At 67.7% G+C, this 12,979-nt stretch carries 15 protein-coding genes; 7 read left to right on the top strand and 8 right to left on the bottom strand.

All coding sequences use genetic code 11. The features are described 5' to 3' along the window. The first annotated feature begins 56 nt into the window (after positions 1 to 56). From bchZ to ACQ66H_RS16985, 7 genes are all read left to right on the top strand, one after another. A complete protein-coding gene (bchZ, locus tag ACQ66H_RS17015) occupies positions 57 to 1,496 on the top strand; it encodes a chlorophyllide a reductase subunit Z (RefSeq protein ID WP_430434999.1) in 1,440 nt (479 codons plus the stop codon). A gap of 138 nt (positions 1,497 to 1,634) precedes the next feature. Further along, complete coding sequence (pufB, locus tag ACQ66H_RS17010) at positions 1,635 to 1,868, top strand: light-harvesting antenna LH1, beta subunit (protein ID WP_430434998.1); 234 nt, start codon at positions 1,635 to 1,637, stop codon at positions 1,866 to 1,868. Between the two features lie 10 nt (positions 1,869 to 1,878). Beyond that, positions 1,879 to 2,079, top strand: coding sequence for a light-harvesting antenna LH1, alpha subunit (gene pufA / locus ACQ66H_RS17005; protein WP_019916985.1), 201 nt, complete (start codon positions 1,879 to 1,881; stop codon positions 2,077 to 2,079). 106 nt (positions 2,080 to 2,185) lie between these two features. After that, positions 2,186 to 3,010 (top strand): photosynthetic reaction center subunit L, encoded by an 825-nt coding sequence (gene pufL, locus ACQ66H_RS17000; RefSeq protein ID WP_019916987.1) that lies wholly within the window; start codon positions 2,186 to 2,188, stop codon positions 3,008 to 3,010. A 23-nt stretch (positions 3,011 to 3,033) separates the two neighbouring features. Then, on the top strand, positions 3,034 to 4,011 hold the full coding sequence (pufM, locus tag ACQ66H_RS16995) for a photosynthetic reaction center subunit M (protein WP_430434997.1): 978 nt from the start codon (positions 3,034 to 3,036) through the stop codon (positions 4,009 to 4,011). Continuing rightward, entirely contained in the window at positions 4,008 to 5,099 is a 1,092-nt protein-coding gene (pufC, locus tag ACQ66H_RS16990; RefSeq protein ID WP_430434996.1) for a photosynthetic reaction center cytochrome PufC, read from the top strand. Before pufM ends, pufC begins: the two co-directional genes overlap by 4 nt. 199 nt (positions 5,100 to 5,298) lie before the next feature. After that, positions 5,299 to 5,748 (top strand): CBS domain-containing protein, encoded by a 450-nt coding sequence (locus ACQ66H_RS16985; protein ID WP_019916993.1) that lies wholly within the window; start codon positions 5,299 to 5,301, stop codon positions 5,746 to 5,748. Positions 5,749 to 6,017: 269 nt separating this feature from the next. Here the strand turns inward: ACQ66H_RS16985 and puhE are convergent, their stop codons facing one another. Genes puhE through bchL form a run of 8 tightly spaced genes read right to left on the bottom strand, consistent with a single transcriptional unit; the run spans position 6,018 to position 12,950 of the window. Further along, complete coding sequence (gene puhE / locus ACQ66H_RS16980) at positions 6,018 to 6,812, bottom strand: putative photosynthetic complex assembly protein PuhE (RefSeq protein WP_430434995.1); 795 nt, start codon at positions 6,810 to 6,812, stop codon at positions 6,018 to 6,020. Between the two features lie 5 nt (positions 6,813 to 6,817). Continuing rightward, on the bottom strand, positions 6,818 to 7,894 hold the full coding sequence (gene acsF / locus ACQ66H_RS16975) for a magnesium-protoporphyrin IX monomethyl ester (oxidative) cyclase (RefSeq protein ID WP_430434994.1): 1,077 nt from the start codon (positions 7,892 to 7,894) through the stop codon (positions 6,818 to 6,820). Continuing rightward, a complete protein-coding gene (gene puhC / locus ACQ66H_RS16970; RefSeq protein ID WP_430434993.1) occupies positions 7,891 to 8,361 on the bottom strand; it encodes a photosynthetic complex assembly protein PuhC in 471 nt (156 codons plus the stop codon). Before puhC ends, acsF begins: the two co-directional genes overlap by 4 nt. 10 nt (positions 8,362 to 8,371) lie before the next feature. Then, positions 8,372 to 9,082 carry a photosynthetic complex putative assembly protein PuhB gene (puhB, locus tag ACQ66H_RS16965; protein ID WP_430434992.1) on the bottom strand — a complete coding sequence of 237 codons (711 nt, stop codon included), beginning with the start codon at positions 9,080 to 9,082 and terminating at the stop codon, positions 8,372 to 8,374. After that, positions 9,079 to 9,849 carry a photosynthetic reaction center subunit H gene (puhA, locus tag ACQ66H_RS16960; protein WP_430434991.1) on the bottom strand — a complete coding sequence of 257 codons (771 nt, stop codon included), beginning with the start codon at positions 9,847 to 9,849 and terminating at the stop codon, positions 9,079 to 9,081. The genes puhB and puhA overlap by 4 nt, the downstream gene beginning before the upstream one ends. 25 nt (positions 9,850 to 9,874) lie before the next feature. Further along, a complete protein-coding gene (locus ACQ66H_RS16955) occupies positions 9,875 to 11,329 on the bottom strand; it encodes a BCD family MFS transporter (protein WP_430434990.1) in 1,455 nt (484 codons plus the stop codon). Beyond that, positions 11,326 to 12,021, bottom strand: a complete 696-nt coding sequence (gene bchM / locus ACQ66H_RS16950) for a magnesium protoporphyrin IX methyltransferase (protein WP_430434989.1) — start codon at positions 12,019 to 12,021, stop codon at positions 11,326 to 11,328. Before bchM ends, ACQ66H_RS16955 begins: the two co-directional genes overlap by 4 nt. 2 nt (positions 12,022 to 12,023) lie before the next feature. Continuing rightward, the gene (gene bchL / locus ACQ66H_RS16945) at positions 12,024 to 12,950 is read right to left on the bottom strand and encodes a ferredoxin:protochlorophyllide reductase (ATP-dependent) iron-sulfur ATP-binding protein (RefSeq protein ID WP_304001779.1); all 927 of its coding nucleotides are present in this window, start codon (positions 12,948 to 12,950) and stop codon (positions 12,024 to 12,026) included. Positions 12,951 to 12,979: the final 29 nt, after the last annotated feature.

The raw sequence follows: 12,979 nt of genomic DNA, 5'->3' as shown, positions 1-12,979 counted from the left end.
ACCCAGCGGAGCACACAGCGGAGCACACAGCAATCCAGCCACGAGCGGGTGACGACATGCTGATCCTCGACCACGACCGCGCAGGCGGCTACTGGGGTGCGGTGTACACCTTCACCGCGATCAAGGGCCTGCAGGTGGTGATCGACGGTCCGGTCGGTTGCGAGAACCTGCCGGTCACTTCGGTGCTGCACTACACCGACGGCCTGCCGCCGCACGAACTGCCCATCGTCGTGACCGGTCTGGCCGAAGAACAGCTCGGCCGCGAAGGCACCGAAGGCAGCATGCGCCGCGCCCACCAGGTGCTGGACCCGGACCAGCCGGCGGTGGTGGTGACCGGGTCGATCGCCGAAATGATAGGCGGCGGCGTGACGCCAGAAGGCACCAACATCCAGCGCTTCCTGCCGCGCACGATAGACGAGGACCAGTGGCAGTGCGCCAACCGCGCCATCAACTGGTTGTGGACGCAGTACGGCGCCAAGCGCATCCCGGAACGCAAGCCGCGCGCCGACGGCGTGAAGCCGCGGGTGAACATCATCGGGCCGATCTACGGCTGCTTCAACACGCCGAGCGACCTGGCGGAAGTCCGTCGCCTGGTCGAAGGCATCGGCTGCGAAGTGAATCTCAGCTTCCCGCTCGGCAGTCATCTGGCCGACGTGCCGAAACTGGTCGATGCCGACGTCAATATCTGCATGTACCGCGAGTACGGCCGGCTGCTGTGCGAAACGCTGGAGCGGCCCTATCTGCAAGCGCCGATAGGCCTGCACTCGACCACCCGCTTCCTGCGTGCGCTGGGCGAACTGACCGGTCTCGATCCGGAGCCCTTCATCGAGCGCGAGAAGCACACGACGATCAAGCCGCTGTGGGATCTGTGGCGTTCGGTGACGCAGGATTTCTTCGGTACCGCCAGCTTCGCCGTGGTCGCCAACGACACCTACGCACGCGGCATCCGCCACTTCCTGGAAGAGGACATGGGTCTGCCCTGTGCGTTCGCGGTGTCGCGGCGCGCCGGTGCCAAGACCGACAACGACGCGGTGCGCGCGCTGGTGCGCGACAAGGCGCCGCTGGTCATGTTCGGCAGCTACAACGAGCGCATGTACATGGCCGAGTGCGGCGCACGCGGCAGCTACATTCCCGCCTCCTTCCCCGGCGCCATCATCCGCCGCCACACCGGCACGCCCTTCATGGGCTACGCCGGCGCCACCTATCTGGTGCAGGAGGTGTGCAACGCGCTGTTCGACGCGCTGTTCCACATCCTGCCGCTGGGCAGCGACATGGATCGCGTTGACGCCACACCGTCGCGGCTGGCCCGTGCCGACGCACGGCCGTGGGACGACGACGCCCAGCGCCTGCTCGATCAGTACCTCGACAAGCAGCCCTTCCTGGTGCGCATCTCGGCCGCCAAGCGGCTGCGCGACAAGGCGGAAGAAGCGGCGCGCGGCGCCGACGAACAACGCATCACTGCAGCGCGCGTGCAGCGTGCGCTGGAAACGACATGAGGACCGGTCTGGCCACCGTCCGGAGCGGGCGCAGCACGCGTCCGCCCACCCTCTTGCGGGGCGCAGTCAGCCCCGGAAGTCCCCGCCGCGCGGGCGTTGCGCGGCAATGGCCGAAAGGCCCGTCAGGAGGTAATCGGTATGGCTGATGGCACTAGAAGCGGATCCCTGTCAGGACTGACAGATTCCGAGGCGCGGGAATTCCACGCCATTTTCATGACCAGTTTCATCGTCTTTCTGGTCGTCGCGATCGTCGCTCACATCCTCGTCTGGAACTGGCGCCCCTGGCTGCCGGGCTCCGAGGGTTATGCGTCGCTGATCGAAGGCGTCAAGGCGGCGACCTACTCGGTCATTCCTTACATCTACCAGGCATAGGAGCGCAGATATGTGGCGTATTTGGTTGCTTTTCGATCCGCGCAGATCACTGGTCGCGCTCTTCACCTTCCTCATGGTGCTGGCGCTCCTGATCCATTTCATCCTGCTCAGCACCGATCGCTTCAACTGGATCGAAGGCCCGAGCAAGAAACCCGCAGCAACGGCCCAGAGCGCAATGCCGGCTCCGGTCGCGATGCGGACAACGCAGTAAATGCACTGACGGCAGGAGTGCGGGGACCGGGCCTGCCCGGCCTCGCATGAGCGCTGCAGCGCGTCTCTACCGCGGAGGCATCGCGCTTCCGGATAAGGGGGTTGGCATGTCCATGCTCAGTTTCGAAAAAAAATACCGCATCCGTGGCGGGACGCTGCTCGGCGGAGACCTGTTCGACTTCTGGGTCGGCCCCTTCTACGTCGGTTTCTTCGGTGTCACCAGCATCTTCTTCGCGCTGCTGGGCACACTGCTCATCATCTGGGGCGCCTCGCAGGGCACCACCTGGAATCTCTGGCAGATCAACATCGCTCCACCCGACCTGAAGTACGGCCTGGGCATGGCACCGCTGATGGAGGGCGGGCTGTGGCAGCTGATCACGGTGTGCGCCATCGGCGCCTTCGTGTCGTGGGCGCTGCGCGAGGTGGAGATCTGCCGCAAGCTCGGCATGGGTTATCACGTGCCGGTGGCGTTCTCGGTCGCCATCTTCGCCTACGTCACGCTGGTGGTGTTCCGGCCGCTGCTGCTCGGCGCCTGGGGGCACGGTTTTCCGTACGGCATCATGAGCCACCTCGACTGGGTGTCGAACACCGGCTATCAGTACCTGCACTTCCACTACAACCCGGCGCACATGCTGGCGGTGAGCTGCTTCTTCGCCACCACGCTGGCGCTGTCGTTGCACGGTGCGCTCATCCTGTCGGCGACCAATCCGCCGGGTGATGGCGTGGTCAAGACGCCGGACCACGAAAACACCTTCTTCCGTGACGCCATCGGCTACTCGATCGGCACGCTGGGCGTGCATCGACTGGGTCTTTTCCTCGCGCTGTCGGCCGGCTTCTGGAGCGCGGTGTGCATCGTCATCAGCGGTCCGTTCTGGACACGCGGGTGGCCGGAATGGTGGAGCTGGTGGCTCAACCTTCCCGTGTGGCGATAACAGACGAAAGCGAGGGTGCCATCATGGCCGAGTACCAGAATCTATTCACGCAGGTGCAGGTGCACGCACCGTCCTTCCCCGGTGTTTCGGTCGGTCGTGACGACCGCGAACGCACCGGCACACCGACCCACGTACATCTGTTCGGTCGCCTCGGCGACGCGCAGATCGGGCCCATCTACCTCGGCTGGTTCGGGCTGGCGTCGCTGATCTGCGGCTTCATCGCCTTCGAGATCATCGGCCTCAACATGATGGCCTCGGTGAACTGGGATCCGATCGAGTTCGTGCGCCAGCTGTTCTGGCTCGCGCTGGAGCCACCGGCGCCGCATTACGGGCTGTCGATACCCCCACTGAACGAGGGCGGATGGTGGCTGATGGCGGGCTTCTTCCTCACCACCTCCATCCTGCTCTGGTGGGTGCGCATGTACCGCAGGGCACGGGCACTCGGCATGGGTACCCACGTGGCCTGGGCCTTCGCGGCCGCGATCTGGCTCTACCTGGTGCTCGGCTTCATCCGCCCGGTGCTGATGGGGTCGTGGTCGGAGGCGGTGCCCTTCGGCATCTTCCCGCACCTGGACTGGACCGCCGCGTTCTCGATCCGTTACGGCAACCTGTTCTACAACCCCTTCCACATGCTGTCGATCGCCTTCCTCTACGGCTCGACCCTGCTGTTCGCGATGCACGGCGCGACCATCCTGGCGGTCAGCCGCTTCGGCGGCGAGCGCGAGATCGAACAGATCGTCGATCGCGGAACCGCATCGGAGCGCGCCGCACTGTTCTGGCGCTGGACCATGGGCTTCAACGCATCGATGGAATCCATCCACCGCTGGGCCTGGTGGTTCGCCGTGCTGTGCCCGCTGACCGGCGGCATCGGCATCCTGCTGACCGGCACGGTGGTCAACAACTGGTACCTGTGGGCCGTCAAGCATCACGTTGCACCGATGTATCCGGCGGTGTTCGGCACCGTCGTCGATCCCGCCACCGTGCAAGGAGTGCAGCCATGAACACCCTGAAGGCAACACTGCGTGTCGTCGCCATGCTGGGGGCGGGGCTGCTGCTCGCCGCCTGCGAGAAACCGCCGATCGACACGGTGCAGCGCGGCGTGCGCGGCACCGGCATGGTCCAGGTCTACAACCCGCGCATCGTCGAGGGCGAACAGCAGAAGAACGTGGTGCCGGAGCCGATACCGGCGGCACCGCGCGAAGGGCAGAAGGCGTCCGAGGTGTTCCAGAACGTGAAGGTGCTGGGCGACGTCAGCGTCGCCGAGTTCACCCGGCTGATGGTGGCGATGACCGCCTGGGTTTCGCCGGAACAGGGCTGCGCCTACTGCCACAAGCTGGAGAACATGGCCGACGACTCGATGTACACCAAGGTGGTGGCGCGGCGGATGATCCAGATGACGCAGCACATCAACGCCGACTGGAAGCCGCACGTCGCCGACACCGGCGTCACCTGCTACACCTGTCATCGCGGCATGCCGGTGCCGGCCGAGGTGTGGTTCCAGCCGCCGCCGCAGAAGCACGCGACGCGCATGGCCGGATCGAAGATGCAGCAGAACACGCCGGACGCCGCGGTCGCCTACGCCTCGCTGCCCTACGACGCCTTCACCCGCTATCTGCAGAAGGGGCAGGAAATCCGCGTCAATGCGGTGACCGCGCTGCCGACCGCGGCGCCTGGCTCGCTGGCCGATACCGAGGGTACGTACGGACTGATGATGCACATGTCGGATGCGCTCGGCGTCAACTGCACCTACTGCCACAACAGCCGCGCCTTCGCGCCATGGACCGAAAGCACGCCGCAGCGGCAGACCGCCTGGCACGGCATACGGATGGCGCGCGACCTGAACAACGAATACATGGTGCCGCTGACCGCGACCTTTCCGGCGCATCGGCTCGGGCCGACCGGCGACGTCGCCAAGCTGAACTGCGCGACCTGCCACCAGGGTGCTTACAAGCCGCTCTACGGCACGCCGATGCTGAAGGACTACGTGGCGCTCAGCGCCCCCGGCGCACAGGCCGCACTGCCGCCCGCTGCCGCAGCAGCAGCCGAGACCCCGGCACCGGCCGCCGAGGCGGAGGCGGCGAAGCCCTGATCCACGGTCGGCGCGCCGCAGTGCGCCGACCTGACCCCGTTCGGCCGCTCCTGCAGTTCTCCTCCGCGCTGGGCCAGACAGCGCCTCTGCGGGAGCGGATCCGGACACCACGCAGACAGGGCGCGCCACCCGGTGCGCCCGGATCGCGCAGCGCCCGGGTCGGCTGGCCCCTCCCGCACTCCGCGCAGAGGAGACAGTCATGCAGGTCAGTGAAGTCATGTCGTCCGGCGTGCTCAGCGCCGCGCCCGGCGACAGCGTCAGATCCGTCGTCATCCACATGCTCAGCCGTCACTGCGGAGCCATTCCGGTGATCGAACCGGATGCCCGCATCGTCGGCATCGTGTCGGTGCGCGACATCATGCTGCCGATGTATCCCAAGCTGGGCGAGTACATCCACGATAACGTGGGTACGCGCGACTTCCTCGCGATGGAGGAGGGCTATGACCGCGTGCTGACGATGCGGGTCGATCAGGTGATGACACGCAACCCGCTGGTGCTTTCCCCGGAGACGCCGGTGCTCGAAGCGGCGTCGTGGATGGGCGTCAAGAACTTCCGCCGCATGCCGGTCGCGCGCGACGGCAAGCTGGTCGGCATGGTGAGCATCGGCGACATCAACCGCGGGCTGTTCTTCGCACGCATCGGCGGCTAGGCGGACCGGCCCAGCGCGCCGGTCGATCGGCTGGCGCGGTCGGCGTCGGGACAGGGGTTCTGAGGGAGGGGTCTTCCGACCCCGACATCGGCCTGGATCGAAGCCTGCGGTCCGCAATCGGCTAATCGCGACCAGAGGTCGCTCCCACAAAAACACGACGCGTCATCGGAGCCCGGCTTCCTGTGGGAGCGAGCTTGCTCGCGATAACGGCCTTGATCCAAGCCCGCGGCCCGCAATCGCCGCATCGCGACCAGAGGTCGCTCCCACGCTCAGAGCGGCTTCACCTCTTCCCGACCGCGTGATTTCAGTCCCCAGTTCCAGATCGCGTTGAACGGCAGCGGCAGCACCATGAACAGGTGCTCGACCACGGCCAGGCCGGCCATCGTGGCGAGCAAGGTAAGGGCTACGGCGTCGGCGCTGCCGGGTACGGCCGCGGCGGCGTGGCCGATCAGTTCGCCGGTGAGCGCGCTGCCGGCGACGATGGACAGCGGCCACAGCGCATTCATGCGGCGCCGGCGGAAGAAGCTCTTCAGATAGAGCAGGTGTGGCGGCAGGAACTCCTCGCTGAAGTTGCGCACGCCGAAATGCAGGTTCAGCTTGGCCGACAGCCGCATGCCCCAGAGCAGCAGATAGCTGTGCAGCGCGGTGGTGTTGGCGGCGTCCAGGGTGAGCAGCCAGATCAGCAGCGCGCCGCCGGCGATGGCCAGCTCGTGATGGATGATGGCTTCGGTCGCGTGCCGGAAATGCGCGAGGCCGTCGCAACCCGCGGCGCAGGCGTGCTTGCGCGGACCGGTCACCCAGCCCATCAGGAAGCTCATTTCCATCCAGCCCCACACCACCAGCGCGCTGGTGAAGCCGCAGTAGCTGCCGAGTGCGCTGTCGAGCTGCGCGCTGTGCTGCAGGCCGGCCAGCGCGGCGATCGCCAGCACGCTGGCCACCGTCATGCTGAGGCGGAAGGTGCGTCGCGGCAGGCCGTCCAGATAGAGGATGACGCCGGTCGCCGCCCACCACAGCGCCAGCGCGTAAAGCAGGGGCAGCGCCCAGCCGGGCAGGGCGCCGTCCATCGCGCTCACCAGGCCGGCGACATGCGCACGTCGTCCGGCACCGCGTTCGGCTTGACCGGGTGCAGGTAGAGACGGGCGAAGGTGCCGAAGGCGGCGACCGCGCAGACGCCGCGCTTGAGCAGACCGGTGATGCCGCCCTGCTGCTTCGCCGCCTCGTTCGCCTGGGCCAGCGCGAACAGCCGTTCGAGGCCGGCGCGGAAGGACGGGCTGTCGGTATCCAGCGTCAGCGGGAACACCTGTTTCGAGATGTCCGAGGTGATGCGGAATACCGCGTAGTCGTAGCTGTCCGCTTCCAGTCCCATGGCCTGGTGCAGCTGCGGCCGCATGTGGTCGCGCACGTACATCGTGGCGTACACCGCGAGCAGGAAGAAGCGCACCCACAGCAGATTGGCGCCGCGCAGCAGGTGAGGCTGGGCGCGCAGGATGAGGGCGAACGATTCGCCGTGCCGGAATTCGTCGTTGCACCAGCGCTCGAACCAGCGAAAGATCGGATGGAAGCGCAGTTCGGGGTGACGTTCGAGCTGACGGTAGATGGTGATGTAGCGCGCGTAGCCGATCTTCTCCGACAGATAGGTGGCGTAGAAGATGTATTTCGGTTTGAAGAAGGTGTAGCGCTTGGTGCGCTTCAGACTGCCCAGATCGACGCCCAGTCCGTAGTCCTTCAGCGACATGTTCAGGAAGTTGGCGTGGCGCGCCTCATCGCGTGCCATGTAGGCCATCAGTGCCTTGATGTCCGGGTTGTTGACGTTCTTCTTGATCTCGTTGTACAGCACGCAGCCGGAGAACTCGGAGGTGATTGAGCTGATCAGGAAGTCCATGAACTCCTGGTGCAGCGCCGGCGGCAGTGCGCGGATCTGTTCGCCGAAATCGGCGCTGCGCTGGAAGTGATCGTGATTGTTGTCGCCTTCGTACTCCAGCATCATCGCGTCCCACTCGGCGCGCACCGGTCCGACGTCGAGGCGGTTCATCGCGGCGAAATCGGTGGTGTAGAAGCGCGGGCTCAGCATGGTGCTGACGCGCGCCTTGTCGGTGGCTTCGGCGGAAACGGCGACCTGCGGCGCAGGCTGTGTGGCAGTGCTCATGGCTGTGCTCCCGATGCATGCAGGGTGGGGCGGCCGGCGTCGAGCAGCCGGCCGAAGGCGCCGGCGTTCACCGGCCCGAAGGATTCGAGGTCAACGCGGCGCGCCGTGCTCCGATCGACCAGCGTGAGCCGGCCGTCGGCGCGGGCGATCAGTGCGAACGGCTGTTCCGGCCCGATCTGCTGGCGGCGGCGTTCGCGCACCAGACCGCGCAGCGTGCCGCGCACGAAGCCCTGTTCGCCGACGAAGGATTCGATCTGCGTTTCGGTCCGCGCATCGATGACGGCGATGCTGCCGTCCGGCCTGTCCTCGAAGCGCAGTTCGCGCACCGCGACCGCAGCGGCGTCCGGCGTCGCGATCGAGGTGCCGGACAGGCGGACCAGCGCGACCGCGGCGAGCACGCCGGCCAGCATCAGGCCGATGGCGAGCAGTGGCCAGCGTGGCAGTGCGGGTGCGGTGTGTGCGCTCATGCTGCCTTCCTCAGTGAGTGGCGAGTTGTGGTGCGCGACCGGTGCGGCGGGCACGCGGCGTGGGCGCATCGGCCTTCTGCGCGGCTGCAGCGGGCGCCATTTGCGGCGCGTCGCTGCGCGCGGCCTGCCAGGCTTCGGTCAGCAGGCCGGCGACACGGGCGGCGTCGGCGATGCAGCACAGCATCGGCTCCGGCCGGGCGGCCCGCCACGGACGTGCGTGCGGCCACAGGTGCAGCAGCGCGATGCGATCGGGCGCGGCCAGCAGCAGCGGAATGTTGCCGTGCCCGTCGCGCGTGAGCTTCAGCCCGGCCGATTCGATCCGGCGCAGCGGCAGGTTGAAGGTGAGGCTGAGCACGATGCCGACGCGCATGACGACGCGCCGGTCGGTGATCGTATAGACCGTGGTGCGCGCGCTCAGCCAGGCGAGCAGCGTCATCATGCCGAGCGCGGCCAGCACCAGCGGCAGCAGCATCAGCACGGCACTGGCGGCGTCGCCTGCGCTGCCGCCGTCGGCGATGACGAAGCCGGCGCGCAGCGCGAGGATGACGGCGAAGTAGAGCGCCAGCGCGCGCACGTGGAAGCGCTCGCGTGCCAGTTGCTTCCAGTCCGGGCCACCCTGCCAGAGCAGGGTCTCGTGGGACGGCAGCCGTTCCGGCAGGCCGGGCGCGGCTTCGAACTCGTGTTCGTGGCCGTCGTGACGGACCGCGCGCAGGCCGCTCACAGCAGGGGTTCCTTGCGCGATGCTTCGGCGTACAGCGTGCCGCCGCCGTAGTAGGCCATCACCTTCTCCTCTTCCAGCAGCGTGATGCGGTCGGTCGCCTTGGGTTGCGGCACGCTGGCGAACTGGTGGCCGAGGATGGACGCCACCTTGACCGCACGTTCGCCGACGCGGCAGAAGTTCATCGGCAGCAGCACGCGGCGCGTACCGCCGCCGGCCGGTACGTCCAGTTCGAGGTAGCGGAACATCGCTTCCGAGCGGTCCACCCACAGGTCGCGCACCACGCCGCCCTGCGCGCCATCGGCGCCGATCACCGGCAGGCCGCGCGGATCGGTGTCCTGGTGCGCGACGTCGTAGTCGGGGGCGTCGCGCAGCGGCACGATGCGCAGCGCGCCGTCGAAGGTGAGGTCGGGCAGGTCGGCGCGGTCGGCCCAGGCGCCGGGGCCGACGCCGTCGAGCATCGGGTTGCCGGTCGGGTCCAGCGGCGCGCCCGGCCAGTTGCCGCTGGGCGTGGCTTTCAGCGTCTGCGGCGACTTGAAGTCATTGGGCACGGTGACCGTGCGACCGTCCTGCAGACGGAAGGTCTTCGGGTCGGGGATAGGCGGAAAACCCTGCACCGTGATGTTGCCCGAGCGGTCCGATTCCAGCGGATAGCCCTCGCGCTTGCTCTCCTGGTGCAGGTGGTAGATCAGCCCCGCGAAGAAGATCCAGAAGACGTACAGCACGATCTGTGCGACGTCGAAGTACTGGGTGATGGCGCCGGTTTCCATGGTCATTCTCCTGTGTGATGGATGTTCAGCCGGGGAAATCGGCCAGTCCGAACTTCGCGCTGGCCGGGACCGGTGCGCGCGGGGCGCTGCGCACCAGCGGCCCGAGTGCGACCAGGCTGGCGAACAGCAGATAGATTTCGCAGTGATAGACGAAGCTGTAGCCGGTGGCCGGCGAGGCGAGCGCCGGACCGAGCGCGCCGGCGACGGCCAGCGTCGATATGAGGTCGCGCAGCGCACCGCCGAGGGCGATCGCCAGACCGGTGCTGCAGGCGTGCACCGCGCCCCAGGCGCCGAGCGCCAGCCCGTTCATGCCGCCGCTGTCCAGCCCCATCGCGGCGGTCAGCATGCCGACCGAAAACAGTCCGCCGCCGAAGCCGATCAGGCCGACGCCGCCGCGGAACAGCGCGGTCGATTGCAGCGGCTCGGCGAACACCACGGTCGAGAAGGCGACGATGCCGATCAGCGCGCCGAAGGCGGCGACGCGGCAGGCATCGACGCCGCGCGCCAGCGTGCGCGCCGCGAAGGCGAAGGCGGCCAGCGCGCCGCAGGCCATCAGCGCGGTCAGTGCGGTGGTGGCGCCGACGCCCATGCCCAGTACCTCGGCGCCATACGGTTCGAGAATGATGTCCTGCATGCTGAAGGCGGCGCTGCCGAGACCGAGCGCCAGCAGGTAGCGGGTGGCGCGCGCGTGCGTCGAGAACTGCTGCCATATCGTGCGGAAGGGCTGGCGCGGCGCGTCGGTGCTGCGTGCGCCGCGCGCTTCCTGCTTCCACAGCGCGGCAATGTTCAGCGCCATCGTCACCATGGCCGAGCCCTGGATCACCTGGATCAGCCGCAGCTGCGAGAAGTCCGCCAGCAGCAGGCCGAACACGACACCGCTGCCCACCATGCCGGCCAGCAGCATCAGATACATCAGCGCCACCACGCGCGGCCGCGTAGCGGGCGGTGCGAGGTCGGTGGCGAGTGCGAGGCCGGCGGTCTGCACCGTCTGCATGCCGGCGCCCACCATCAGGAAGGCCAGCGCGGCGCCGGCCTGACCTACCCATTCGGGGCCGCGCGTATCGCCGGACAGCAGGATGAGCGAGAAGGGCATGATGGCCAGGCCGCCGAACTGCACCAGCGTGCCCATCCAGAGATAGGGCACGCGGCGCCAGCCGAGCGCCGAGCGATGCGTATCGGAGCGGTAGCCGAGCAGGGCGCGGAAGGGCGAGAACAGCAGCGGCAGCGCCACCATCGCCGCCACCAGCCAGGCGGCCATCCCCATCTCGACGATCATGACCCGGTTCAGCGTGCCGATCAGCAGCACGGTGGCCATGCCGACCGACACCTGGAACAGCGACAGGCGCAGCAGGCGGCCGAGCGGCAGCGCCTCGCTGGCGGCGTCGGCAAAGGGCAGGAAGCGCGTGCCGACACCGGTCCACAGCCGTGCGGCGCGGGCGTTCAGTGCGGGCAGTCCGAGCCCTTTGCGCGGCGCGTTCATGCGCGCACCAGTTCCATCGCCTGCGAGGTGTAGAAGCCGCTGGCCACGCGTTCGCTGCGCAGCGGCGCCATCGCGCGCAGGCCGTGTTCTTCGGCGATCAGCCGGCCGAGCACCGCTTCGCGTACCGGTTCGATCGCTGGCGCGCGGTTGCCGCGCGGGAAGAAGCGGCCGACGAAATGCATCGCATCGAGTGCGCGCGTGCTGGGCGGAAAGGTGAACAGGATGGAGGCGGCGGTGCGTGCGGCCAGCCCCGACAGCACGCGCACGGCGTCGCGCGGCCGGTAGTGGATCAGCGAATCCATCGCCACCACGTGGTCGAATTGGCCGAGCGCCGGGTCCAGCATGTCGCCGGAGCGGAAGTCGATGTGGCCGGCCAGGCCCTGCGGCATGCGCTCGCGCGCCAGCCCGACCAGGGTCGGCGACAGATCGATCGCCACTACATGGGCACCGCGCCGCGCCGCTTCGACCGCCAGCGCGCCGGTGCCGCAGCCGGCGTCGAGCAGCCGGCAGCCGTTCAGATCGTCGGGCAGCCAGTCGAGCAGCGTGGCGCGCATGCGGTCGCGGCCGGCGCGCACCGTGGCGCGGATGCGCCCGACCGGCGCGTCCGAGGTGAGCCGCTTCCAGGCGTCCACCGCAGTGCGGTCGAAATAGGTGGCGATCTCGCCACGGCGTTCGAGGTAGGAGCTGTCCATGATCAGTCGAATCCCAGCAGGTCGAAAATGTCGCGGTCCTTCATCGGTGCGCATTCCAGCGGATCGGTGCCGGCCCACAGCGAAGCGGCCAGCCGCAGGTATTCGTGCTGCACCGCCTCGACCTCGACCGTCGGATCCATCTCGAACAGCGTGGCCTTCTTCAGCCGGCTGCGGCGGATCACGTCGAGATCGGGAAACTGCGCCATCGTCTTCAGGCCGACCCGCTCGTTGAAGCGGTCGATCTGGTCGGTGGCATTGCTGCGGTTGGCGATGACGCCGCCCAGCCTCACCTTGTAGTTCTTCGACTTGGCCTGGATGGCGGCGACGATGCGGTTCATCGCGAAGATGGAATCGAAGTCGTTGGCGGTCACCACCAGCGCGCGGTCGGCGTGCTGCAGCGGTGCGGCGAAACCGCCGCACACGACGTCGCCGAGCACGTCGAAGATGACCACGTCGGTTTCGTCGAGCAGGTGGTGTTCCTTCAGCAGCTTCACCGTCTGTCCGACCACGTAGCCACCGCAGCCGGTACCGGCCGGCGGGCCGCCCGCTTCGACGCACATGACGCCGTTGTAGCCGGGGAACACGAAGTCCTCCGGCCGCAGTTCTTCCGAGTGGAAATCGACGGTTTCGAGAATGTCGATCACCGTCGGCACCAGCGACTTGGTCAGCGTGAAGGTCGAGTCGTGCTTGGGGTCGCAGCCGATCTGCAGCACGCGTTTGCCGAGCTTGGAAAAGGCGACCGACAGATTCGACGACGTCGTGCTCTTGCCGATGCCGCCCTTGCCATAGACGGCGAACACCTTGGCGGTGCCGATGCGCAGCGTCGGGTCCTGGTGCACCTGCACGCTGCCTTCGCCGTCCGGATGCGAAGGGCCGCGGCGCGTCGTCAGCGACGACAGCGGGACATGGGTGGTGGTGACTGTATTCACGGTGCGGCCCTGGAAAGGTGGATGAGGTG

It is taken from the genome of Methyloversatilis sp. (genome assembly GCF_965284615.1).
GTDB lineage: Bacteria > Pseudomonadota > Gammaproteobacteria > Burkholderiales > Rhodocyclaceae > Methyloversatilis.
This window is presented reverse-complemented; position numbering and strand designations above follow the sequence as displayed.